We start from the raw sequence: 26,056 nt of genomic DNA, 5'->3' as shown, positions 1-26,056 counted from the left end.
GTGCCCAACCCAGTGCCACGCTGTATGAAAAAGAACTGGAAACCAATTTAATCCAGCAATTGCAAACCTTCCTGCTGGAACTGGGCAAGGGCTTTGCTTTTGTGGCACGGCAAAAACAATTACGTGTCGAAGGCGATGTGTTTTTTGTTGATCTGGTATTTTACAACTACCTGCTCAAATGCTTTTTACTGGTTGATTTAAAAGTCGGCAAACTTGCCCACCAGGATGTCGGCCAAATGGATATGTATGTACGGGTATTTGAAGAACAATACCGGGGCGAAGGCGACAACCCGACACTGGGTTTGATCTTGTGCTCGGAACGCAACGAAGCCGTCGCCAAATATTCCCTGTTAGCCGATAGCCAACAGTTGTTTGCCAGTCGCTACCGCGCCTTTTTACCCACCGAAGCTGAATTACAAGCCGAATTGCAACGCGACCGTGCTGTGCTGGAAAATGCCATTTCAGAAGGTGAAGCATGAAAATAATAGCCTCTTACAAGCACTGTACCGAGATAGCACGATGAATGCGATTCAAACCTTAATCACCGATCACATTAACATCTGGACAGCCGCCGATACCGCCAAGAAATCAGGCCGTGGTCGTAGTTCGGGTAATGCCGCCAGTGTCTATGGCATCAAGAAATTGCGCGAGTTGATACTGGAATTGGCTGTGCGCGGGAAGTTGGTGCCGCAAGATGCGAATGATGAACCGGCCAGTGAGTTGCTTAAGAGGATAGAGGTAGAAAAAGTTAAGTTGATTGCCGAGGGCAAGATTAAGAAAGCCAAACCACTGGCAGAGATAACGGATTATGAAAAACCGTTTGATTTGCCGCACGGATGGGATTGGGTTAGGCTTGGCCGCGTTGGAAATTGGGGTGCTGGATCAACACCTCTACGCAGCATTTCAAGTTATTACGGTGGTGAAACTCCGTGGTTCAAGTCAGGCGAACTAACGGCTGACTTTATTGATACTTCTGAAGAAACAATAACCGATCTTGCATTAAAAGAATGCTCGCTTCGCTTAAATCAGCCGGGTGATGTATTGATTGCCATGTATGGTGCAACAATCGGCAAGACAGCAATTCTAAAAGTTCATGGAACAACTAATCAAGCTGTTTGTGCTTGCACCCCCAATACAGGTATTTTTAATAGATATTTATTGGTTTTGCTGAAAGGTATGAAGTCCAATTTTGTTGGGCAGGGAGCGGGTGGTGCTCAGCCAAATATTTCACGCGAAAAAATCATTGCAACTATTGTTGCTATCCCTTCGACCGAAGAACAACACCGCATAGTCGCCAAGGTCGATGAACTGATGGTGCTGTGCGATCAAATGGAAACCCAACACAGCAACGCCGCCGAAGCCCACGAAAAACTAGTCAGCCACCTGCTCGGCACACTCACACAATCGCAAAGCGCTGAAGACTTCAACACCAACTGGCAACGCATCGCCGCGCATTTCGGCATCCTGTTCACCACCGAAACCAGCATCGACGCCCTCAAGCAAACCCTACTGCAACTCGCCGTTATGGGTAAACTCGTCCCACAAGACCCGAACGACGAACCCGCCAGCGAATTGCTAAAACAAATACAGGCAGAAAAAGCTAAGTTGATTGCCGAAGGCAAGATTAAGAAAGACAAATCATTATCGACGATAACTGAAATAGAAAAACCTTTTGATTTGCCGCAGGCATGGAAATGGATAAGGCTTGATGAAATTTCTCAAGTTGGTACCGGGGCAACACCTCTACGCACAAAACCAGAATACTTTAATCCAGCTGAGTTTAGCTGGATAACCAGTGGAGAAACGTCAAGTCCATATATATTTGAAACCGAGCAATATGTATCATCACTAGCTCTTAAAGAAACCAATTTAACTGTATATCCCAAAGGAACTCTTATCGTTGCAATGTATGGTCAAGGAAAAACGCGAGGCCAAATTACAGAGCTAATGGTTGATGCTTGTACCAATCAAGCTTGTGCTGCAATTAAACTATTCAATGTGGATAATATTCATCGAAAATATGTTAAATATTTTTTCGAGAAGATATACGATGAACTTAGAGAGTTAGCTGCTGGTGGAGCTCAGCCAAATCTAAATCTAAGCAAGATTAAAGAAACATTGCTACCTTTTCCTCCTATTTCCGAACAACACCGTATCGTCGCCAAAGTTGATGAGCTCATGGCAATCTGCGACCAACTAAAATCCCGCCTCACCGCAGCCAACCAGATACAGAAAAAACTGGCTGATGTGCTGGTTGAGCAAGCAATATCTTAATGAAAACGATATCTATAACCTCATTAATCAGTAAGTTGGATAATGAATAGTCGACCACCGCTTCTCATTGCTCAGCAAGGCAAAGAAGGTGCTTTTTTATCTTGGTTGGAAGATCTTGGTCTTAAAGATTTTATTTCTCGTTATCCATTACCAAAGTTGGTTGAGTGGGGTTGGCTTGTACCACAATATCGAATTGTTTTTCCTAATGATTATTTTTTAACTTGGCAAAATTTCCCAGAATATCCTGCTCATTTAAGTCCTGAAAAGCCAGGCTTTGATATTGAAAATTCGTTATGGGATTCAACTTGGCATCTTGATGATGACCAAAAACCTCTCTGGTTTTTACATCCGTTTTTTCATCCAGATAACGATTATGGAAAAAAATTACGTGATGATAATGTAGCACCAACGCGCATTCCTGATGAATTTATTCATCCCTACCTTTCTATACCTATCACTCCATATGCTGATTATTATTTTCACTGGCAAGCTTATGCATTGATTGATGTTATACGTTCAGCCGATCGATTTAGGCTCATTATTAACACACCCGATGTTGAGGAACAGGTGCAGAATCTTGTGTGTAGTGCTGCACTAATCAAGGAAAACACAACAAAACCGAGTGATGTAATCAAACAAACCCATAGATGGGGAGGGCTTGCTGAATCAATGACTTGGCTTTCGCATTATTGTGCATTTCGTGATGCGTTACCTTATAAAAGTGATCCGACTTTACACAACAAAGGTGCAAAGCAATTAGCTGTATATTTGAATATTAATGCAGAAATACTGGAAGAAGTTATTGAAAAACTGTTAAATTTAGCAAGTAGTTGGTTATGGGAAAATGAACGTTACTGTGTATGGACGATTAAGGCTTGGCCTTATCTTCAAAAAGACATTAGGTGGGCTATGGAATGGCTAGTCTGTCTTAGTGATAAAAAATTTAGTTATTATCTGGACAAGTGGAAATGGAAAGATTTTCAACGTCATGAATGGGCAGAATTACATAAAGTTCTGCCTTATGAATTTTTTGAAGATAAGCAGCATTTTTTACGTTATGTGCCTATTTATAATAATAAGCAGTATAAAGGTATGATACCAATTGACGAAAACCTAAATCAATTGGTAAGCAGTCTACAAGCAAAAAATTATCCCTTTGATAGTTTCTTATACGCGTTCCGCCAACTTCATGAAAACTTAAATCATAAGCCGCAACAAAAAGGCGGTTTAAATTTTCGTGTCTCACGTCCACTTGATTATTTCTTATTATTAGCGATCCGCACTGAAGTTTGTCTTCGTTATGCTTTGGAAAAAGATGGCTCTTTGAAAAAAAATACATCTTTAATAAATAGCGGTAAGCTAAAAAACAAAGATAAACTAGATGGATTGGATAAATACATTATTGAACTTGCTAAACAAAAAAATATTTCTGCCCATGTCATTGAGTATTTTAAGACAGAATCAAAAAAACTTACACAATTGAGAGATACGCCAGAAGACCCTATTGCTAACATCATGGTCATTACAGACGATAAGTGGAGTGAAGAAGACACACATCTAGTGCATGCTTTTTTATGTTGTGTTTTAGCAAGAAACTATTTTGCCCATCACACGTATTTGGATAATAGCTTCATATCCAATGAAAAATCTGCCTTTATGTTGGCCGGAATTATAGTCACATTACTTGTTTTGTTGGATAACCCATAACCTTTACCATAGGATGCTGCCAACGACAGGAGGCACATCAATCGAAAATAATTCCTCGATTTCGTTTTACCGTATAAAGACTACTGGCCAATGAATTAACCGCGTAATTAACAGCCTAATAACTACAGCTTATTTCTTATGTGTCATTAGCTCCATGTTGATGGATCAATGTTAAAATCGGACTTTTCAAGTCGTGCAAGTGCAGTAAAAGCAGATGGTGCTGCGACTTTTATTTCATCCCAAACTTCTTTGAATGCAGGTTTAGAAAGATTCTCTTTGATTCCATCATTCCAATCTTTCCAACGATTTTTACTAATTCTTTTCTTTTGCCTTAAATAGGTTTGCTCGTTACAAAGGTCGAGATAGTTATAAATATTTTCACGCAACGTATCCTTGCTATCATCGATAGTCTTCCCAATTAATGCGTCAACCGGAATATGTCTAACAAGTTCTCGATATTCTTGGTTTAGTTGGTTTTCAAATGAAGTCCCTGCAAGTTTTCTACTTTCACTAATTTGCCATGCCGCGATAAAAACTCCAATAGCCGTTGCTAAGGAAGCTAAAGTATTTAAAATCATGATATCTGACTCCTATCAGTAGGCTATAAGGATTTCCGAGTAAATTCGTAAAGTCGGAGTTTTTTAATGAGAAATTAAAGTAAGCTTTAATTTTTACAGCCTTTTGTTAGGCAGAATAAAGGCTATAGAGTTACTTTATCTTTATCTGGATAGATTTTTACCAACGACAACCGTTAGTATAAAATATTATTTATAATCTATAGCTGGTGTCGTTTTCAGGGCGACTTTATGCCTTTACAAGGCAATCCATAGATGCCTAACAAGTCATTATCTAAGTCTGGATAACAGACTCTATTTTCAATCTTAATTGATAAAAATACCTTAGGCTTATTTTCTATTGGTCGAGAAAAATACATCTTCCTATGTAAATTCACAATACGTATAAATACCTATAAGCTAACTAACTAAATAAGTCTTCTGCTTTAGTATTGCTGCACTTGTAATAACAGCAGAAAAGTATCTTTATTATTATTTCGCCCTTCCGCTTAACTATCCCTGCTATTTTTTTAAAGCAATCAAAAACACGTTCGCCACTGGGCAATCCTCCCGCCCCTTTTCAGGGACGGAAGGCTTACCCATAGCTTGTTAAAACATGCACTGTTCAAGGGCTCGCTATGCTTTCAGGTAAATAAACGATAAGGCTGTTTTTTTACCTAAACCCTTGACAGGTTCGGCTTCCGTGCCAATTCCAGGTAAAAATAAAGACTTAATTATTAGCATTGCTATTGATTAACAATACTAGCTGTGCTATTATTATCTTGTAGTAACGTTATTTTTTAAAAGTTGGCGAGGCGTATTCGACACGCCCCGCCGGTTTCCATAAGTGCATTTTTAAGGCCACACATTATGAATATTACATTATATCCCCTGGGCGCTTACGTGTCCGGTTATTGCCTGCCGTTCACCATCGAGTTGGATGGACTTGATCAGGCAGGTTATAGTCAGGCGGTCAGCGCCGGGCTTTATGCCGCCACTTATAAAAAAGGCGATGGCAATGTGTTGTCGTCGCGCTGTTTGCGTTGCGATACGGTGGTGATCGCTTCGGTAGAAAAAGAATGTGCGTGTTGCGGCAATCTTTACATGGAAGTCAAACAAACCGATGAAGAGTGGATCGTCTGCGATTACGAAGAGGTGCCGGCGCAATTTGTCGGTGAATACGATTTGTCTTCAGATTTTTTTGCCTACTCAGAATTTATGGCCACTACCAACCTGGAGCCGGCAGTCATTGACGCGGGTTTGGCGTGTGGGCTGGATTTATTGCAAATCGAAGACGCTTATCAGGGCCTCTATGACTCGAATACCAGTTTTGCCGAGCAATATGCAGAAAATACCGGCGCACTCAATGAGTCATCCGTGTGGCCTTATACCTGCATAGATTGGGACTGGGCAGCACGGGAATTGATGCATGATTACTCTGAACAAGATCAGCATTATTTTTATATCAGTTAGCTCACCAAAAAGTAGCCGTATTAAGGCGGCTGCCTCAGATCTGGAAGCAGAACGCATGGCTTATGCGTTATTTGCGATCAAATGTGACTTGAAAAATTTGGGTTTTGATCCACGTTAAGGGGGTTTTATGAAAAAAATACCAGCAATAAAGATCGGCAAACCATCAATCTTGCCGACAAGCTTTCAACAAGTAGCGATTGATAGAGGTGTACCAATTTTAACGCTGGAAGCTGACTTGCTGTTAAAACGCATCCAGGATGGCGGATTTTCGGGTGATTTTTTAGCCGCAGCTTTTTTGTCAATGTACCGGATGAGGGCCGAATTTGTTTATAGCTTGGGTGAGCTTATCAAACTGGATGCAGAAGGTTTTCGGTTGTTCCACGAAATATTGCATGTGCGTTTTTGCAAAGGCTGGAATGACGATTTTTTATACGAATTGGAACAAAAAATAATGGCGGTTAAATAGCTTATGGAAACTCTCAATCTCAACCAGGCGGCACAATTTTTAATAATGAACGCCGAGGTATTGCGGCGCAAAGCCAGCACGGGCGAAGTACCGGGGCGCAAGACCGGAAAAAGATGGGTATTTATCAAAGAACATCTTGCCGATTGGGTAAGTGGTCGTTATCCTGATCGTGGGCAAGGCTTGCGCGTGATTGATGGTGGCTTAACTACAAATGGAGTTATTGAAACATGTCAATCTACAAACGCAATGATACGTGGTGGATTCAAATCACCACAGCAAACGGCGAGCGAATACAACGCTCTTCTGGGACTCAAGTAAAACAGGAAGCACAAGAACTACACGACAAAATAAAAGCCGAAGCATGGCGGGTGAAAAACTTGGGAGCCAAACCCCGCCACACTTGGCAAGAAGCAGTCATACGATGGTTAAGCGAGCATAGCCACAAAAAAAGCCTGCACACTGATAAAGTGCATTTGCGATGGCTAAACGCACACTTAAATAATAAACACATTGATGAAATAAACAAGTCTTTGATTGATGCAATCAAACAGGACAAGTTAAAAACCGGCGCAAGCAACGGCACGGTTAACAGGGTTCTGGCATTACTCAGGTCGATGCTGAGTTGTGCAAAAGATGAATGGGAGTGGCTTGATACCATTCCTACGGTTAAATTATTACCCGAACCCAAAATAAGGTTACGGTGGCTCTCGCATGATGAAGCAGATCGGTTGCTAAAGGAATTACCGGAGCACTTAAAAGCAATGGCAAAATTCACCTTGGTAACAGGCTTGCGGGAATCCAATGTAACCGGCTTGCAATGGTCACAACTGGATATGAAAAGGCACTGTGCCTGGATACATGCAGACCAGGCCAAAGCAGAAAAAGCCATTGCCGTGCCCTTGGGTGCTGATGCACTGGAAGTTATTAGAGCGCAATTAGGTAAAAATGAATCTTTTGTTTTTACTTACGAAGGCAAACCCGTAACCCGTGCCAATAATCACGCCTGGCGTAAAGCGTTAATTCGTGCTGACATCAAAGAGTTTAGATGGCATGACTTACGCCACACCTGGGCAAGCTGGCATGTTCAGAACGGCACACCGCTGAATGTTTTAAAAGAACTCGGTGGATGGGCTGATTTAACAATGGTTATGAGATACGCGCACTTATCCAGCGACCATCTAAAAGAATATACCGGCAATGCAAGTCTAAAAAAAGAAGGTAGAGTAGTTGTTTTAAAAGAAAAAACAACTACTCCCTAAAAAAGTTACAAATTTACTACAAGCAATAAAAAAGGCCTAGGTGAAAAACACCTAAGCCTTTGATTTTATTGGTGGGGTGTCGGGGGTTCGAACCCCGGACCTATGGATTAAGAGTCAGATTCCTCAATGATTATTAGCGTTTATCTATGTTTACCTTTGTCTTTATGCAGTTGTTTTTATTGATGTAATTATTTTTTTTTGTTTACTGTTGTTTACTGATATATTCTTAAGTTTACTAACCAAAAGCACCGTAAAGGCACCGTAAAAGCACCGTGAGATTCACCGATAAATACCTTCAAGGCATAAAGCCTAAATTAACAGACTATAGAGTTTTCGAGAAAGGCACCGACAAAGGCTTTGGTATAAAAATAACTACTGCTGGTGCAGTTTCTTTTTTCATTCAATACGCTTTTGATGGTAAAAGGCGCTTTTACAATCTTGGAAGATATCCGTCTGTCAGCTTAGCCGATGCAAGAGAACGATGCAGGGAAACGCGCTTAATGATCGACAAGGGTGTTGATCCACAAGCTGTAGTGAAAGTAGTAGCATTTGGTTCAGTAAAAGACTTGCTGGATAACTACATTAAAAACATGGAGTCATCCGGCAAGAAAACCAGTGAAGAAGTTAGGTACAGGGTAACCAAAGATTGTGCAAACCTGTTTGAGTTGCCAGCCAACACAATAACCCCCATACATATCAGGAATATATTGCATACAATCATTAATCGTGGTTCTGAGGTTGAAGCAAACCGTGTCCGGGCATATCTTCACCGGATGTTTGTACTGGGCATCCATCACGACCACGACCCTAAGATGATGGGCAATAAATTCACATTTAATCTTTCGACTAACCCGGTTGATGCTGTGCCAAAAAACCAAGCGGCTGAGTCAATAGGCGATAGGGCCCTGTCATTTGCAGAGATAAAACTATTGTGGCATGACACCACGTTAAGCCCACAATTTTTGATAGCTGTTAAACTACTTTTATTATATGGTGGACGCTCAAGCGAGGTTATCGAAGCAACCAAAGAAGAGCTGGATTTTAACTCTATGGTCTGGGCATTGCCCCCAGTCAGAACAAAAAACAAGAAGTGGTTGCTATTGCCTATAACACCAATGGCAAAACAGTTATTTGATGAGCTATGGCCTTACACCCGTAACTCACCTTTTTTATTTCCTGCCCGTTACAGAGACGATAAACCGATTAATCAAACGTCATTAGGTCATGCTATTTCGAAGATTACTTGCATTGATAGATTCATTCCCAGAGATTTACGCAGAACTGTAAAGACTAGAATGGGGGAAATAGGTATAGAGAAGTCAATTAGAGATAGGATTCAAAATCATGCGCTAAATGATGTTAGTTCAACCCACTATGACCGCTACGACTACCTTATTGAGAAACGAAACGCCATTTTGACGTGGGAAAATTCACTAATTGAGTTGGTGTTTTAAAAATCAAGCCATACTAAACTGGCGCAGTCATATGAGGTACACTGTAACCATTGATTACCGCCCATAATTTGCTGTCAATCCGGTTCGTCAAAAATTGATCGAACTGTTTCTATTGTCATGATCAGGGTCATTGGTTGCAAGGGCGATTCCACAAAGCCGCGTGACAGATAGAACTGCTTGGCTTGGTCAGAAAGAGCATGAACCAATAGGGCGAACACACCCGCATCGCCGGAGACGTTGATCGCCCGTATCATTGCATCGCGCAGCAGTGCCTGCCCAATTCCCTGATTGTGGTAGCGCTTATCGACGGCGAGTCGACCGAGCAGCAGTACTGGCAACGGGTTGGGCATGTTGCGCCGCATCGACTTGGGCGCAGCCTCATGGCTGATCGCACCAGCCGAAAGGCTGTAGTAACCAATGACGTCCTTACCGGCACACAACACAAAACAGCGCGAAGCCCCTGTCGCATGGTTCTTGAGTGCGCGCTTTTTGAGCCATTCGTTCAGGGACAATTCGCCGCTGTCGAAATATGCCAACTCTTGGTTAGCCGTGATCGGTGCGGGCGGTGTGAGATTGAGTGCGATCATTTATCCCAAGGCGCTTTCGTCTTGAGCAACCGGCGTAGTTTGTCAGTTGGTGGTAATGGTTGATCGAGCAGTGCCTGAAATTTAGCAAAGGTGCCTTCATCGACCGTAAAGAACGCCTGATCAAGTAAAACATCTTCCGCTTCACGACAAGCGACTTCAAGCATAAAATCAGACCGACTGCGACCTAGACGCTCAGCGGCCTGGTCGATAAGATCTCTCTGTCGGGCCTTTGCGCGGATATTAATGGAAACAGAAAGTGTTTCCCTGATTTGTGCATGGGACATGGCAATACTCCTTTGTATACACAACAAGCATACATTAGTGTATAGGATATTACAATACAAATGGCGTGGTATCCCACCCCTTTTTGATGCATATAATGTGCTGTTGTCTTCTAAAAATAACACCTCTTATCTAATTGCCACACCGTGAAAAGAATGGAGGCAATTAACGCGGCAATGCCACCCCCTTGAGACAGCAATATACGTTCCTTAAGAATCAACCATGCAAGAATTATGGTTCCACAAGGATAGCGTGAACTCAAGACTGCGATATCCAAACACCCAAATTTAGCGCCCAGATATAAAAGAAATTCCCGCCAACATTAAAAACTCCCCAAGCGTCACGTTTACAAATATCGCTTATTGCCCGTCCCATGATTCAGTGGTTTTAGAAAGCCGGCCAAAGTCATCAACTACCCGAACCGCATTCGGTGCTGAAGCAGACCATTGCCTTAAAACCAGGTTTTGGTTTTTAGCTGTGCAACCGGGTGCAAAACTACGCACCAATATCCCTGCAATCTCAAAGGTGCGTAATCGTTCGGCTAATCGCCATGTCGGCGGTTCACGCTGTTGAGTCGCTAAATCTTCCCAAGAGCAGCCCAATTCTTGTGACGAGCTACCCATATTGGCTAACTGCTGTTCATCATTAAGGTCAGCTATTTTCGCGCAATCAATTTCATAAGCAACTAACGTCATTGGTTGCGGCTTAAAAGGAAATCCTTGCTGCGCTTCCATCCAAGCTGTAGTCGGATCAAGCGATAAATAAAGTGCCGCACAACCGGGCGGATTAAATCTCCCGCCATGTTTTTGGGCACCATTACCAGACAAGGGATCGTAAGACCACATAGGGTGATGGGCACGATACACCAAACCGGTAAACCGGCTAATGCTTATCGTCAAGCGTAACCACCGTCGGCAATCCCTGCCAGATAGGCTTTTACAGCCTCAGCGCGACCTTCTTTAACCAGATCTTCTGCAGTTTTATCACCAAATGATGGCAAAGGTTGCGAGCGAAACCAGGCAAATGCGCGCCCTACCCCTCCAGACCACTCCGATACCCGATTGATGATTTCTACCGTATCCCTTAACCGTGCTTGCGTGGAACGGCTTTTACACCGGGAAATCTTGGAAACTGAATCACGTGACAAGCCGGTGACCTCAGCAAGATCGCTTTGAGTAATATGCAATACCTTAGCCAAAGTATTGCCCGCAATAAAGCCTTCTTCGGAAATAACTTGATGCAAAAAACCAGTAGTAACCATAAATGCCTCACTATTTAACCTTTTATAGGGTCTAATTATAAGGCATATTGAATATCACGCATTATTTATCTACATGAAATGCATCATATACTTCTGTCACAAAGTTCAGTAAAATCCAGATAATACCTTCACGGAAGGCCGGATTGATCAACTGCCGATCGTAACTGACTGCTTAGACCTTAAAAGCATCCATTCAAAGTCGGCCATTAAACAGCATCGAGTAACTGCCTTGCTCAGCTTTTCTTAATGAAGTTTACTTATACTCGTTGTTCAAGTTTTTTTAGCTTGACTGAGACGACCCCAGATAAATCAAGGAATTTTCGACAATGCGTTCAGGTACTATATCATTGATACTTGGCTGTAAGGCCTGATTTAACAGCATTCTTAAGAATCAAGAATTAAAAACTTGAACATCGAGTTATAGCCTCAATAACATGCAAAACAGGCATTTTATTATCCTTAAAGAAATACTCCATCCGTTTAGCATAATCTTCTGGAATTAAAGCCTTATCCAGCCAAGCCATGACATCTGATGTGCGATCTGAGTTATCCCCTTTTATTACCAAAAGATCATCGCTACGTTCAGTCAAAAACCTCCGGCAAAGCCGGAGGCTTGTAAATGTGAACCGCTCAAAGCGGATTAATAATTGCGCCACCTAAAGGTGACGATGCCTTAAAATAAATCGAATTGTTCTATTCGTTTATCCTCTTCCTCTTGATGCCGAATGTAGTTTCGTACAGTGACTTCATCGCTGCCCACTGTTGAAACATAATATCCTCTTGCCCAGAAACTTTGTCCGGTGAAATTCTTTCTTCGCCCCATAAAAGTTCGTGCAATGGATATAGCACTTTTACCCTTAATAAAGCCAACAACCTGTGACACTGAATATTTGGGTGGAATTGAGATTAGAATATGGACATGATCTGACATCAAATGTCCTTCCTCAATCTTGCATTCCTTTTGCAAGGCTAAATCTTTTAGTATTGATCCCAAATATTGCCTCAACTCCTTATAAAGGCTTTTTTTCTATACTTTGGAATCCAGATAATATGGTATTTACATTCCCATTTTGTATGACTTAAACTCTGTGGTGAACTCATCGTTTGTTTCCTTATCTTTTGAACTTTAGGCGGTTCACAGATAGGGAGACTCTAGATGATTCCCGTAATTGTCAAACTTTATGAGTCCCCCAGCAGAGCTGGGGGTTTACTTATGATTAATTATATGTGCTTTTGTATAGGCATACTGAAGTGGCCTAGTATTAACATCAAAGTCCGCCCAAATACTATTTTGGCCTTCCGGAAAGGTCGGCCTCCACTTTCTGCTGGGTCGATTTACAATTAGCACTGAACCGTCATCTAGTTCCACTATAAATAAATAAAATACCGCAATTTACAAAGAAACATGAAACCGTATGAGCCAAGCGATGCGTATACTGGCAGGTAGTCCATGTACCTTTATTACTACACATCATCACTGGTATTGTGAAAATGTTTAAAATCTACATCGCTTAAAATAAGCCTCTGCCGCCCATAGCATTTTGCTTTTTCAATGGCTATTTTGATGTAACGTTCTAATTGACGGAAATTGCCTTGACTGTAATCCTGCTGACAAAGATGATCCAAAGCAGCTTCGGTAATAAATTTAATGATGCCATCGGGATTGATAGCCTCATCCTGGAGCAACAGATCAATCAATAATGGCAAATCCCCTATACGTTCATTCAACCCAGGTAATTTGATGACCACATCGAAGCGCTCGAACAAATCATGACGAAAATTTCCATAATCTATGTTTTGGGATTGTTTCTGATTATTTTTATCAGCTTCTGCCCAGTCATCAACAGGGCGATTAGTTGCAGCAACGATTAGCAACGGGCAGAAGATACCGTTACTGCCGTGATAACCGCGTGGCCGAACACGATAGTCATCCAAAAATGCCAATAATTTAGCTTGTATACGTGGTGACGCATCACCGATTTCATCGAAGAAAACCACGCCGCCAACGGCACTCAGCAAGGCACCCGGATCGCCCTTTGGATTCGCCCCTGTATAGGCGCCTGTAATATAGCCAAATAAATCAAACTCCAAGCGTTGCTCATCACCAAGATACTCAGGAATCGGAATACGTTTATAGAGACGATATTCATCCATATTGTTTTTATTAGGCGATGTACGTAAAGCAAGATATTGAAGTAAAACAGATTTTCCAGCACCGGAAGGGCCGATGACCAGTACCCTCGGCAAACGACGTGGGGAAAGACTTTTCCACTGTTCTGTATCTTGCCACACTTGGCCAGAACTGTTGGTATCCGCTAATAATGGCTCTAACTTTTTGATAAGTTCTTCACGATTTTTGTCAACTTTGGATCCAATTGCCTCACGGTAACGGCGTTTTACTTCGTCAATACGGGCAAGCACACTCAATTGACTGGATGATCGAGTGGCTACGAAGAGTGAACAGGTTTGTTCAGCCTCGTTTGCAGGTTTTTTGATCAAGTCGCCAACTTGAATATCCTGACCCTCCTCATTTGTCGACAGATTGAAATCCCCAAGCACTTCATCCAACCAGGTTCTCCAGTTAGCCGGATTAGTTTCAGGCAGGATTATGTGACGTATGATTTTTTTTTCTTCCAGCCCCGTCCTGCGCCATTTAAAGAAATCATCAAGGTTAAAGCCATGAGGCCAAAAAATTATAAGTACCTTCTGATCCAAAACATGATCATGAAACTCTTTCTTATAATCTTTAAACGTCCTCCCATTGCTATACCAAAATGCGATGTTGGGTTGTTTTTCTGAAAATTGACAAATGACATCAAATAAAGCCGGGGTATTCCAATTAACCTGTGTTTGTGGATAAACTCTAAAATCCATGGACGTTCCTGTTTTTACGTAAAATTATTCAATGCTTTGGACTAAATTTTCATGTAACTTCTCAAGTTCCGAAGCATTAATCCCAAATTTTATTGCTGTTTTTATAAAAAGCTCTACAGGTGAAAGATCGTCATCACTATCGCTCAATTTTTCTACAAATTCCTTAAGAATCTTGTTATGTTTACGACCATCCATGCCTAAACTATTAGTTATAAACTTCTTTAGAGGCAGATTGCGCCATTTTTCCTGATCAAATCTACTATCCAACAAATATTGAATAGCCCTTCCTTCATTTTTATTTATGGGTTCTTGCTTGGGAGAAATAACAGTCTCATCAGGTAATACATCCGAATTATCATTTGGTTGCTCGAATGTTGAAACGCCAACATCGCCAGATATTAGTTTTTTCCCATCATCATCCTTCATACTTTCGATCAGATCCTTAATCTTTACAGCCGTCTTGCCCGGCCAGACGATAAGCAACTTATCGGCGATGCGCGAAAAATAATCTTCACCCATTTTCTTATTTTTGATCAAATTATCATCAGCCGGAAGGTTATTAATGGCTTCGACGAATCCCTTTTGGTTCATTTTTCCCGGAGCAAGTATGTCGGCCATATAAATATCCATATCCATATGCCAACTCGCCCGACTGGGATTAAGTAAAAAATGCCCGGCATATTTTTCAAGCCAAATTGCTATACTATTTAAGCGGTTGATTAAATCACTGACGACGAATTCACGACCTATTTCACAATTTCTCGTCCATTCCGGTTGGTAGAACTGGCAATAGCCTTTGCCATTAACCTCAATGGCATGCAGAACCCAATAAGAATCAATGTGCAGTTGCACCTGTGTCTCTTCATGTCCAATGCCATCAAAACTATGATCATTATTGAGTTCAGATGACTGCATTGCCTCATCGTCTATTTCGGCACCATCGTTGCCGATGTCGGCATCCGCTTCATCCAGCATATCGGTAGTGGTATCATCTTCAGCCATTGGTTCTTCAGCCGCTTCTACCAAACCACGAAATGAAAACAAATCCATTTCCAAGAGCCGACTCCCTTCTATTTTTGTTCCGAATCCATGGTTTTTGCCCTGTTGCCGTGCTTTAGCCTGCGTATGGTTTTGCTGGTGGCTTTGATTGTACCTCATGACCATACCCCTAAAATGAGTTTAATAAACGGCGAATCACTGTCTTCCAGAGGAAAAACAAGTTTCTTGTTTTTTTCTATATCCCATTCATTCGCACGGGCTCTGGCGATCAATTCACCAAGCGTTCTTTCTTTTTTATTGCCGTCACTCAGAGCAATCCAGATCAGTTTCAAATGACGTTCATCAAGATCCTTATAAACACTTCCTGACGCTGCGCCGAATTTATCGATAAATTCAGTCAGATCCAACGTTCCTTGCTCGATAGCACGGAGATGTTGGGTGACATATTGCATCGAAACAGCCTTTCCGCCGGTATGGAAACTCTGCATGGAAAGCTGAGTGCCTCGTTCACCAAAAGATTGTGCGGCGATCAGGCCTGCGGGATAATGCTCCGGAACAGATTTTCCATCGGCCAATGATCCATAGCAATGACGGCATAGCTTGCTATGGGGAATCCAATCACATTTTTCCAATGATTTTGTGTCTTGTCCGCAATTGCCTTGTTGTACCTTCCATGCCCACAAATTTAACACCAATCTTCGGGATAATGCTCCCGCTTGGGGAGTGGAAAGCTTTTTGTCAACCATCGAACTGCGCCCGTTCATGGCAGCGTAAAAAGCCGATTCGACTGACATACCCTGCACCAAGTTGTCGGCATGGATAAATCGAGTATCGTTTGTCTCCTTTTCGAAACAAACAGCCCCAGGATCCAGCTCGCCACGGGCGATCAGTAATTGGCGTACCTGTTCTGCCTTGCCACGAGCACCACTTTCTTTAATGACAGCCAATCCCCAACCTGGTTTCTGGTTATCACCACTCACTAAACCTTTGGTTACCTGATCGGCCAGGTCTTGTAATTTGTCATTTAATTTATCCGGTAAATCCACGCAAACTTCAATCCACTGAGAGTGAGGAAGCAGGTCAAGCCAACCGAAAGATACGCCTGACGGCCCTGTTAGTTTCAGGCAGTAAGACAGCCAGCTTTTTACATGCCCACCGATTTGCAGAGGATGTTGGATGCACAAATGCTTCAGCAGTTTTTCCCCGACAGCTTTGTTCCATACTTCATCGCTTAAAAATGACTGGCAACAGTCCGGGAACAGTCTGGTAAGCTCCATGCGTGTATTTGGTTGTCTGCCAGCCAGATAAAAGCCAAGGATAAAATCCTGGCTGAAACCAGCAAGCGGATTGCCGTCAGCGACAGATAGCAAATTTTGAGGAGAAATGGGTGAAAGTTTTTTTTCCGCCTCTTCATGAGCCTCTTCATTGATGGGTGCATGTACAGACATTTCGTCACCATCAAAATCAGCCGCAAATGCAGCACAGACTAATGGACTGATGCGCAACACCCAGCCGTCTTCGTCAGCAAGAACCGTTGGCCGGAAGGCCTGAATACTATGGCGTTGGAGACTGGGGGCTCTATTAAGCAGCACACGCAACTTGGGGTTATCGCGCAGAAAATCCTTGAGCACTTTCGACAGCACATTACCCATTTCCAGAGAAAATTGCTCATGGAAGCGAAAGTTCAGAACAAAATTCGATTCGGCCAGACGAGCTACCCAAGCCGGTTCATGACCAAGTAAACCAGGTGGAATATGGCTGCGAACCGAACCTGCCCAATCTGACCAGATATTTAGTTCTTTGCCAAATAAGCTCAGTAACACTGCTATCGGTAAACCACAAGCATCCCAATCCAAACGTGGATCTGGCGCAATCACCAATCGGGCAGAACGGTCGACGCGCCGCCCTAGACCATGTCGGCGGAGTAGGCCAAGTTTGCCAAATAACCCGTTATTCAACGTGTTGTAGATTTTTTTGACCAAACCATCTGCTTTTTCGGCATTTTCTCTGTTATTAAATAATGCCTGATAGAGTTTTGAGAGTTCATCCTCGCGCTGCGGTGGTTTGCCGGTATCACGTAGTCGATAGCGTAATGGCAATACTGGCAAACTACGTTGCCCATGCATACTGGTGTAGTCAATACGGGCAAAATGCGCTGCTGTTTCCCCACCAAAAATAGCAGGGTCGTAGATACCGCCCGGTGCAGGCAGCATTTTCCCTGTCGATGGCAGTTGTAGCAGTTCGCCCGGATGCTTAGGACAAACCCGCTTAAGGCCAAGAATATTTTTTAATGTGAGCGTGCTCGATGTTGTTTTATTTACTTGTCGAGAAACTAAAAAACTGCTCCCATCAAGTGTGGCAATACCTTTAAGTGTCCTTTTTTTAAGCGTCATCGTTAGACTCAGTTCGCCTTGACCATCCGCAAGCGGCAGATTCAAGGCCTGATCGATAAAAGAATCTTCTGTAGAAAAAAATTCTGGCATATTAAAATCATCGGAGATTTTCCAGCCTTTAGCCTTAAGAATAGACGCGAGTTCGACACAATAATAAAAGCCACCGCCTTTGGAGCGTTCCGCAAGTTTTGCAGCGCCGACTGGAACCGAAAAGGTTTGAAAGCATTTAGGGCATTGAGCTGTTGTTTCACCATAAATAAACGTCTCGCTCGTGGTTATCGGCTTACACTTTTTTAGCCAACCTGCAAAGGTCTCGTTGTCACGCGTAATTGTCAGTTTATTGCCATCGTGTTGCAGAGAAAACCTTGAAGCCCTCGGGTTATCACGCTGGCTATTTTGAGTAGGTTTGCCTTTTGATTTGCCGGTATCAACAAACCCTGTCGCGCATAGATAATCACTAATGGCGGCAAAAGTACGTTGCTCTTTCTCCTGACCGGAACGCTTCTCTAAAACATCTTGCAATAAACTATCTGCCTGGTGGGCGGCCAGCGCCCAAATTTCCATTTCGCCCAAGCGCTGACCACCGCCCTGATCACGTCCAGCCACCGGCTGCCCATGAACTAACGCATACCGACGAACAGGCAAATCGATGCTACGTGCGTTGGCCTTGTCGATGGGCATTTGTTTAAGACGGCTAAAAAACTCGAAGCCCACAGTCACTGGAGCTTCAGTTTGATTCCCGTCAGGCAGTTGCAGATGAATTCGCCCGAATTCATCAAAAGGAAGACGATCAGCGAATGTTTTTTTCATCCAGACTGTTTCCTCGTCCGTGATGCGTTGCCCTACTACAGCGAATTCCTTATCCGCTAATTCAAGTGCCATGGCATACTGAGTTTCAATCAGCTGCCCTATATTCATACGTGAAATAACGCCATTTGGATTAAGCAGCAGGTCAACTTCTCGTCCCCGCAGGCTTGCGGGTAAGTCTGGATCATTCGGCAGTCTGGGCATGTTCCCAACAGGTTCAAAGCGGGCGATGACGCCTTTGTTGCCGTGGCGAGCCATCAACTTGTCGCCGATGCCCAAGGGGCGAAGTTTTTTAGCTTTCCAGAGCAGGCACGGTGCAAACAACGGATCCGGTGCAGGGAGCCATTGCATCTCAATGAGTTCTACAGATTCAGACTCCGTCCAGAACACCGGGTAATTCTGATCCTGGTAACGCACCCAAGCCATTACTTGATGAGGAATGAGCAATTGCCCTGATTTAAGACAACCCTGTGCATCGTATTGCAAATGGCTATCATCGATCGGCAGGCCATGTTCAGCACCTATCTGAAGCAATATATGTCCAGTGAGTTCACGGTCAAAATCAAACAAGCCTTCATTTTTGAGTCGTTCGCTAGCCACAAGGCCATCTTCAAAATTCCAGCCATCCCAAGGCAAGTAGGCGACCAGCAAATCACGTCCTGGTGCTGCCATCGGCGAGGCTGAAAGTACTGGCATCCAGTCTGTTTTAGTTAATTCTTGCAGCGCATCGAGAGCACTATTTTCGCGTCCAGTACGAACCCGTGGGAGCTTCGCTCCTTTTATAGCGACTGCCTGTTTCAGGTTTTTGGCACCCATCATCGCTCGAGCGGCATCGTTATGCCGCACAAACGGCACCAGCGCAGCAGCATAACCTGTTTCGAGATAGTCAAGGGTTATTGGCGCGGGACTAATCCCACCAAGCACATCCACATTAGCTCCCCATGCCAGATTAACACTGAGTCCGATGCGTGACGACTCCGGCGACTCGAAAGGGCAAATGCAGCCAAGATAACTTGGGTGCAGTTGGCGACGTGCAGGCGGTAAACGCTCCAGTGTCTCGCCTGGATAAGCAAAGGTTGATAAGCCCGTCATGCGGGAAAGCCCATCCAGAGCATTGATAGGATCGAAGCGTTGCAAATAGCCGTGAGCACGCCAGCGTTTTACAGGCGTAATCCAATCGGATTTAGTTATCATGGCTATACAAAATTCTGTCCAGAAATCGTTCGTTTTCCCTTTTTTATCAATTTCTTTCAACGTGTTCCGAACAACACAAGAAAATCTCATGATGAGAGTTCGGGAATAAGTCAGTAGTCGACGGTGTTCAAGGTTCATTTCATCGGCAAAGGCGAGCTGATCTTGCTGCTCGAAGACTTGATCATAAAACGCCTCACACACCGTCAGATCGTTCTGTTGTAGCAAAGCAGACTGCAATTTATCAAGCCATGGCAGAAGTGAATCGGGAAGATTACTTTCCCATTCCAAACCATCGCTGGCGAAAATAGAGAGTCGCTGTTGCTGTTTCTTTAAAGCCTTGTCGTTCTTTACTAATTCATTAAAGGTCTTAGCGCCTTTTTCATCAAGAAACACATCGATGCTACGCCCTTCCAGGCCAGCTATACGCAGAAACCGTCGGGATTCTTTGCCCAAATGCCTCTGCAACAGCCATACCCCGCAGGCATGAACCAAGGCCGGATGCCATATCGATACCTGCACATCTCCTTTTGCATTAACTTCTGGAAAAACGCCGGCGCAAGGAAATAGTAACTCCAGTTTAAGTATCTGTTCGCTGGAAATGATGCGCAGTTCAAAATTTGCCCGAACAGTTCCGCCAAGTTTAAGCGTCTGATTAGCTTGCTCAATACGGGTAGGCCAAATGCTGAGAAAAACAGCCTCGTTCAATCTGGGAACTAGGAGGGCAGAAAGTTCTTTTTCAATCGCCCAAGCCAGTTGCAGTGGATTGGGACTATAAACAGGTGTAGACGGAATGGGCAATAGCTTATTAAATGTTCGTAATGCCAGGCCGAGGAAAGGATTGGCTGGATTAGCTGACGCCATATTGACCAATCCGGCAAGATTAACCCGAATGCAGGCGGGGGAACCAAAAGGCGAATAAAAAAGGGTTGCGGCATCAAGTCGTTCAGCAAGGCCATTAACATCCATTACTTCCAGGGTGAAATAATGTACCTGTGCCAATTTTTCCGATGGCAATCCTTCCTCCTTGGCGTAAGCTGAAAAAAAAGGGAGTTCGATGGCGGCATCATTAGCCAGCGCTTTAAGGGTTGGTAGGGAGTCATCCCGATCAAAGCCAGAATCGGGTAATGGATATCCCGCAGTCTTGGCCCATTCCGATAATTCCGTGACTATTTCCTCATTAAATTCTCGTATCACCGCAGCGCGAGGAGATTTGTCATCCGGGTCAATTTTACCGCCAATCCAGTTGTATCCTTTCAGCTTGCCGTTATCCAGCAGCCAGTAACTGTTTGGACTGCGCCTATCATGCAGCAGAATAAAAGCCAAACGGGTTAGTGCGCGGCTCATGATGTTAGCTCTACAGTTTGTTCGCGTAAAAAATCCTTGAGCTTGGCTTCCCAACCTGACTCGGTATCCAAGCGATAAAAAACAGTGATAAAAGGCTCTTTAGCCGCGAGTGTCTCACCAGGCAAAGCATGTAACCAGAAGCCGATTTCTTCATCATCTTTACACTGCTTCGATAAATTTTGAAACAAATCATCAAGTGTTGCCATTTTGAGGGTATTAATCTTAAGCGTTCGCCCGGCATCCCAGCCTTGAGCCGATGCCAAAGTATACGATTGCATCAACAAATCATCATATAGTGGGGTTGCATGGTCAAAGTCACGATTTCCGGCAAATTTAGCACCTCTATGAAAACCACCAGCCTGCCACAAGGGAAATTGATCCAAGCGGGATAATTTTTGACGCAATATTGCCCATTCTGCGCGCAACCGGGCAATGGCATATTCTTCGCCACATGTCTCGTCCTCAGGTAATCCACAAACAGTAGGCCAGACACGCAGGTAAAGGCGAGACAGTTCTGGTGGATAATCAAAGTGACCGTGCTCACCCAGCAGACATTCCAGATGGATAAGCATTAACTGACGCCCGATAACCCGACATTGCGGATAATTTCCATTAGTGGGTAATAAACGCAAGCTACGCATACCGTTCCAATCAAACTCGGACACATCTGCTTCCACCAAGGGAACGCCTTGCACAGAACGAATCTGTGCATTAGAAATACCCAGATCAAGCAAAATCTTGCACAGTAATTCAGCGGCTAACGTATTGGTTACCAACGGAGTACTGGAGTCGAGAGGAATATTAGCCAGCGTAACGTCATCGGCATTACCACCAAAATACCAGGCGGTGGAGCGTAGCATTTTGTTGTCGTCACCCAGTTTGATATCGATACCCACATCGGTCACACCGAGCGGAATTTTTTTGGCCAGAATAGAGGCAAGCACGAGACCACCGTGTTTCATTAGATTGCGACGCTTCCGCCAGACCATCATTGCCTTGTCTTGACGTGTCCAGTCATCATTTTGTTCGCAGAATAAACCCCCTTCACGCTGCAATAGCTCGGCAATTTCTTTTTTATCGCTGGTAAATGGATAGCCACCTGACTGAAGAATATCCACAGTACCCCCGCTGTTTCCTTTCGAGGATATTTTTGGCGCAACGAAAGCTGGCTCTATGCGGTGCCGCGCCATTAACCATAAGTAATTTATGATAGGCGAGATGTTACCCGCACCACCTGTAGAAGCTACATCACCGCGTATTTCATCGGCAGTAGCGGAGGGTATCGGCCAATTTGACGCTGGTTCGGCAAGTTTGCGCACAAAGCTGGCGAAGTTTGGTTTTGCTCTGGTCTCCTTGTTAACATTTCGAATCAGCTCAGCATCCAGCTTTTGGCTGTCCCGCTCAAGTAGTGTCCCTGTTTGTCCCTTGAGATTAAAATGACATTCATGTACCAGCGCGAACTGGGATGTCCGATAAATAAGCGGTAACAGATGGCGATGACTGGATTCGTCTTTCTTGTCCAAAAACTTGAGCGATACAAAGCCATACGCGGCACGAGCCAAGGCACATTCGAAGCGGGTCAACGCGACTTTTTCACAAGCTATCCCCCGTAACTTAAGGACAAAGTCAATGAAATGCTGCAAATTATGATCTTCTTGCCATTTCTGTTGCTTAAAAATCTCATCCGAGGTCCGGCAATTTAAGAGTCCATCAAGTACGGCATCGACTATCACCAGAGCCTTGTCGGGCAATTTACCTGCCATACACCAAACCGCAGGCAACAACAGATGGTTAAACAACTCGACTTCAAGTTTGGCAAAATCAAAGGCCACCATGCCGGAAACTTCGGCAGCAGCATGGTCGATTAACCAGCCATGCGCGGCGTTTTCCGAAAACAAAATGTTTTGCAGATTCAAATCGCCATGAATAGGTCCAGCCACGGCATCGAAGGTCATACTGAAAGGCAGGCAACGCCCCAGAAACAAATCTTCGGGAAGAATTGTGTCGGTTATGACCCCAGCAACGGACTCAGCAACCAGTTTTTTAAAACGCTTTTCATCGCTACTGGCCGAGTCGAAACCAACAGTCAGGCTGATTTTTGTTCCCAGCCTGACTTCCTTACTAAGGCTTTGGGCTATCTTATCGTTCTCGTCTTGTATCCGAAAGCGCACACCCAAGGCGGGATGAGCCAACGTAATACGGATAGGGGTTTCTTTGTCATCCACTTCAAGTAATATAAAGTCCTTCAATTCGCGGCACACCTTTTTCTGGCCATTTAATTCTTGACGTAACTTGACCAGATCAGCTTCGGCAAGAATCCAGCGCGTTTTTTCCGGGAAATTATCATGACCGGTTAGCGTAGGAAAACTGATGTCATCTTCGTCTAGGCACAGCTTGCCTTCGAACAACACAGGCAAGCACACTCCGAGCCATTGCCATAAAGGGCGATCTTTTCGACGCTTATCGCCCTCCGGCCAAGCGGGCATCAGGCCCGAGTTCTTATATTCTTCCATCCGTTGCTTGCGGATTTTATCACTTTCCTGTTGCGGCCAGAAAGAAGTCGCCAAGGTCTCGAATGTATTGAGCGCTTTCTTCTTATTTTCATCCGTATATTTTTCTCGTAAAAGTGTTTCTAAGGGCTGTAAGTCAGTGTTTCTACCACTGGCAGAACCCACCACGGTAAGCGCAATAATACCCAGAGGACGGACTTCAGCCGAAGTATAGCGTGCCGGTGTGCTGAGGGATGCCGAAACAAAATTCGGTAAACGCGGGCGTATCAAAAAAGACGATTTAGATTCCTCTTGCTGGATGAGTCGCCATTGATCCATTTTGATGAAAACTGGTGCCCGGTGCCCGGATTCAATAATAATGGTAATCGCACTGGACAGCCCGGACTTGGGCATCCATACCAAGATGAGAAGCTTGCCTTCAGGGAATTGCCGAAACAGGCATTCAGCAAGCACTTCGGAGGCAGTATCTTCTGAAAATCCTAAATTACGCAGCGCCTCCAGCAGTTCTGGCTCCTTTTTTAGCAGATTAACACAGCGTTGTTTAAAAATAGGAGCAATCGTATCCCGCTTGTCATCAAAATCAGGAAGAGAGCGCTGGAGTTTAGATTTATAACTCCTCCAGTATTCTTCATTGCTCCCATTTTCGTCGAAGCGAATGGTACGTGCCTGCTTAAAAGCCTGCATCAAGGCATCACCCATTGATTTACCTTTATCTGTATGTTCAAACAAGCCATTTTCAACGGCCAGATAAGCATTATGTCCTTCAAATAAGGCATAAATCGTATCAAGCGGTAGCGCTTCAAAACACTCGGCCAGCGATAACTCTTTATAGGTCTTTGGAAAAGTAATTATCGGCAAATGAATACGGGCACTTTTACCGCCATAGCTTTTTTCGACCGAATTGAGGGCATCAGACAGCAGTCGCGCCGGTATTGATAAATTATCAATGGCCTCCCAATTTTCTTTGGTATTGCGCCGCACAGTGCTGGATAGATGATGCAGTAACACCACATCCAAAGTTATCTCTATATTCACAATACAATCCCTTTAAATTTTTATTTATGCCGGATTGTACTGTGTTTTACCAATTGAAATGCTTAATTTTGTTAGTTGCTTTATAAGTTGAAGGATGGTGATGACGGTTTATTACTCTTTTAGGTATGCTCGTTAAAAGTGATAATTCTGTTTTTAACTCAAAAATAATTGTTAGTTGCTTAATAAATTGAAAGGCAACATTAACCACCATTTAGGAAAATTTCTTATGAATAACTACGAACACTCAAACCAATACAGTGAAACCGGCTTCTGGAAAGTCTTAAGCAACAATATTCAGCGCTTGGGTACAGAGGCACTGGAAAAAGCGCTGATGCTTTACTACGCCCTGCAAAACCCCCAGATTCCTGCCCGCGCCAAAGCTGTCATTTACGGGGCACTGGGATATCTCATCATGCCACTTGATGTAATTCCCGATGTTATTCCGGTAGTCGGCTTTATCGATGATATTGGGATACTGGCAAGCGCTGTTGTAATGGTTAGTCTCTATATCGATGCCGAGGTCAAAGTGAAAGCCAAGCAAAAGGTTGGCGAATGGTTTGACTAACCCGCCTTACCGACTACAAACTGGGGCGCTTTATGCTGTCCCGGTAATTTTTCGACTATTAAAGATTTACCGAGAACCACCATGACAAATAAATTGTTAGTTGCTTTTATAAATAGAACCACCAATAACTTGACCCAAAGGAGGTAGTCTCATATTCACCTTAATAGCAGCTTTTATTGAATAACTCTTCACCGCCATAGTAATACACCAGAAACAAACCTGTATTGGCACCTATAAGGCCAGAGTGGTCATTTCCAATAATGGCTACGCTGTTTGCCATGAGGAAAAGTTTTGTTAATTGCTTATATAAATTGGCAGTCTGAATCAGCCCTATTGTTATCAATGGTTAGTTCCCGATCATTACCCGCTGTTTGTACCCTTCCACGTATTCACTCGTAACTTATACTTTCCGATCAAAACCATACAACCAGGAGAACACCATGTTTTTATTTTTATTACCACTTGTTGGAATCATCTGCATCGTCATCGGTTATAAAGTCATCGACGACCTGTTAACCGATAAAGATTAAACCATTTACAGACCAAGCCACCGGAATTGACCATGAAAACCATCATCGCACCACCGTACCCCGCTGACGATACTTTCGACTGGTTGCTACGCCTTATTGTTGCTTATTAATTAATCACTCTGAACAGGAGAACTTCATGTAAATCTTAACGCTAGCCCACCTTCTCGAAGCTATTTCTTGAGGAGTTGCCTCAACCGTTGTCGTCCACATTACAGAATACATTATCAGCAACCAAGCCGTTTTTTCGGCCAACTTTTGTTCAATACCTTCGCCAAAATTTAAGCAGCTCTCGCATGAATCCTGCCAATTTCTGCGGCTTGGAAGATACGGTCGTCGATTAAAAATGTGTCATCATTTTTGCCCAGCGAATTAATAATCCGCTGCGTGTATTTTCGGGCTCTGAAGATGGTTTTCAAATCCAGCATACTGCCCTTGTTGGTTCCCTCTATTTTTGCCGATAAAAGCTGTGAAAAAGTGACCATGAACAA

Annotated in this window: 20 protein-coding genes and 1 pseudogene; 9 read left to right on the top strand and 12 right to left on the bottom strand. The window is 43.7% G+C overall.

Annotated features, from left to right (window positions below; all coding sequences use genetic code 11):
* The 3 genes from N7974_RS17400 to N7974_RS17390 all read left to right on the top strand — a co-directional run.
* Positions 1 to 479: DUF1016 domain-containing protein (locus N7974_RS17400; RefSeq protein WP_262966843.1), on the top strand; the 479-nt coding region annotated here is incomplete at its 5' end.
* On the top strand, positions 454 to 2,274 hold the full coding sequence (locus tag N7974_RS17395) for a restriction endonuclease subunit S (protein WP_262966842.1): 1,821 nt from the start codon (positions 454 to 456) through the stop codon (positions 2,272 to 2,274). The genes N7974_RS17400 and N7974_RS17395, both read left to right, overlap by 26 nt.
* Positions 2,275 to 2,316: 42 nt before the next feature.
* Positions 2,317 to 3,981 (top strand): hypothetical protein, encoded by a 1,665-nt coding sequence (locus N7974_RS17390; protein WP_262966841.1) that lies wholly within the window; start codon positions 2,317 to 2,319, stop codon positions 3,979 to 3,981.
* Between the two features lie 146 nt (positions 3,982 to 4,127).
* Here the strand turns inward: N7974_RS17390 and N7974_RS17385 are convergent, their stop codons facing one another.
* The gene (locus tag N7974_RS17385; protein WP_262966840.1) at positions 4,128 to 4,559 is read right to left on the bottom strand and encodes a hypothetical protein; all 432 of its coding nucleotides are present in this window, start codon (positions 4,557 to 4,559) and stop codon (positions 4,128 to 4,130) included.
* An 846-nt stretch (positions 4,560 to 5,405) separates the two neighbouring features.
* On the opposite strand from N7974_RS17385, the gene N7974_RS17380 reads away from it, so the two are divergent.
* The 5 genes from N7974_RS17380 to N7974_RS17360 all read left to right on the top strand — a co-directional run bounded on the left by N7974_RS17380 (position 5,406) and on the right by N7974_RS17360 (position 9,187).
* On the top strand, positions 5,406 to 6,008 hold the full coding sequence (locus N7974_RS17380) for an antirestriction protein ArdA (protein WP_262966839.1): 603 nt from the start codon (positions 5,406 to 5,408) through the stop codon (positions 6,006 to 6,008).
* A gap of 127 nt (positions 6,009 to 6,135) precedes the next feature.
* A complete protein-coding gene (locus N7974_RS17375; protein WP_262966838.1) occupies positions 6,136 to 6,474 on the top strand; it encodes a hypothetical protein in 339 nt (112 codons plus the stop codon).
* Positions 6,475 to 6,477: 3 nt separating this feature from the next.
* Positions 6,478 to 6,792, top strand: coding sequence for a helix-turn-helix domain-containing protein (locus N7974_RS17370; RefSeq protein ID WP_243218581.1), 315 nt, complete (start codon positions 6,478 to 6,480; stop codon positions 6,790 to 6,792).
* Entirely contained in the window at positions 6,702 to 7,733 is a 1,032-nt protein-coding gene (locus N7974_RS17365; protein ID WP_262966837.1) for a tyrosine-type recombinase/integrase, read from the top strand. Before N7974_RS17370 ends, N7974_RS17365 begins: the two co-directional genes overlap by 91 nt.
* 272 nt (positions 7,734 to 8,005) lie before the next feature.
* Positions 8,006 to 9,187: a tyrosine-type recombinase/integrase gene (locus N7974_RS17360; protein ID WP_262966836.1), complete on the top strand. Its 1,182-nt coding sequence runs from the start codon at positions 8,006 to 8,008 to the stop codon at positions 9,185 to 9,187.
* Between the two features lie 74 nt (positions 9,188 to 9,261).
* Here N7974_RS17360 and N7974_RS17355 read toward each other — a convergent pair whose 3' ends face one another.
* The 10 genes and pseudogenes from N7974_RS17355 to N7974_RS17310 all read right to left on the bottom strand — a co-directional run bounded on the left by N7974_RS17355 (position 9,262) and on the right by N7974_RS17310 (position 24,473).
* Positions 9,262 to 9,774, bottom strand: a complete 513-nt coding sequence (locus N7974_RS17355) for a GNAT family N-acetyltransferase (RefSeq protein ID WP_262966835.1) — start codon at positions 9,772 to 9,774, stop codon at positions 9,262 to 9,264.
* Positions 9,771 to 10,058 carry a type II toxin-antitoxin system TacA family antitoxin gene (locus N7974_RS17350; RefSeq protein ID WP_262966834.1) on the bottom strand — a complete coding sequence of 96 codons (288 nt, stop codon included), beginning with the start codon at positions 10,056 to 10,058 and terminating at the stop codon, positions 9,771 to 9,773. Before N7974_RS17350 ends, N7974_RS17355 begins: the two co-directional genes overlap by 4 nt.
* A 357-nt stretch (positions 10,059 to 10,415) precedes the next feature.
* Positions 10,416 to 10,955: an RES family NAD+ phosphorylase gene (locus tag N7974_RS17345; RefSeq protein ID WP_262966833.1), complete on the bottom strand. Its 540-nt coding sequence runs from the start codon at positions 10,953 to 10,955 to the stop codon at positions 10,416 to 10,418.
* Positions 10,952 to 11,317: an MbcA/ParS/Xre antitoxin family protein gene (locus N7974_RS17340; RefSeq protein ID WP_262966832.1), complete on the bottom strand. Its 366-nt coding sequence runs from the start codon at positions 11,315 to 11,317 to the stop codon at positions 10,952 to 10,954. Before N7974_RS17340 ends, N7974_RS17345 begins: the two co-directional genes overlap by 4 nt.
* Before the next feature lie 398 nt (positions 11,318 to 11,715).
* The gene (locus N7974_RS17335) at positions 11,716 to 11,907 is read right to left on the bottom strand and encodes a hypothetical protein (protein WP_262966831.1); all 192 of its coding nucleotides are present in this window, start codon (positions 11,905 to 11,907) and stop codon (positions 11,716 to 11,718) included.
* Positions 11,908 to 11,990: 83 nt separating this feature from the next.
* Positions 11,991 to 12,418 (bottom strand): annotated as a pseudogene (gene tnpA / locus N7974_RS17330) (IS200/IS605 family transposase).
* Between the two features lie 363 nt (positions 12,419 to 12,781).
* The gene (locus N7974_RS17325) at positions 12,782 to 14,191 is read right to left on the bottom strand and encodes a sigma 54-interacting transcriptional regulator (protein WP_262966830.1); all 1,410 of its coding nucleotides are present in this window, start codon (positions 14,189 to 14,191) and stop codon (positions 12,782 to 12,784) included.
* Between the two features lie 24 nt (positions 14,192 to 14,215).
* Positions 14,216 to 15,349 carry a hypothetical protein gene (locus tag N7974_RS17320; RefSeq protein WP_262966829.1) on the bottom strand — a complete coding sequence of 378 codons (1,134 nt, stop codon included), beginning with the start codon at positions 15,347 to 15,349 and terminating at the stop codon, positions 14,216 to 14,218.
* On the bottom strand, positions 15,346 to 20,928 hold the full coding sequence (locus N7974_RS17315) for an NUDIX domain-containing protein (protein ID WP_262966828.1): 5,583 nt from the start codon (positions 20,926 to 20,928) through the stop codon (positions 15,346 to 15,348). Before N7974_RS17315 ends, N7974_RS17320 begins: the two co-directional genes overlap by 4 nt.
* Positions 20,925 to 24,473 carry a hypothetical protein gene (locus tag N7974_RS17310; protein WP_262966827.1) on the bottom strand — a complete coding sequence of 1,183 codons (3,549 nt, stop codon included), beginning with the start codon at positions 24,471 to 24,473 and terminating at the stop codon, positions 20,925 to 20,927. Before N7974_RS17310 ends, N7974_RS17315 begins: the two co-directional genes overlap by 4 nt.
* A 226-nt stretch (positions 24,474 to 24,699) precedes the next feature.
* Here N7974_RS17310 and N7974_RS17305 point away from each other — a divergent pair, with 226 nt between their 5' ends.
* On the top strand, positions 24,700 to 25,038 hold the full coding sequence (locus tag N7974_RS17305; RefSeq protein ID WP_262966826.1) for a YkvA family protein: 339 nt from the start codon (positions 24,700 to 24,702) through the stop codon (positions 25,036 to 25,038).
* 808 nt (positions 25,039 to 25,846) lie between these two features.
* Here the strand turns inward: N7974_RS17305 and N7974_RS17300 are convergent.
* Positions 25,847 to 26,056: hypothetical protein (locus tag N7974_RS17300; RefSeq protein ID WP_262966825.1), on the bottom strand; the 210-nt coding region annotated here is incomplete at its 5' end.

It is taken from the genome of Methylobacter psychrophilus (genome assembly GCF_025583945.1).
Lineage (GTDB): Bacteria > Pseudomonadota > Gammaproteobacteria > Methylococcales > Methylomonadaceae > Methylobacter_C > Methylobacter_C psychrophilus.
This window is presented reverse-complemented; position numbering and strand designations above follow the sequence as displayed.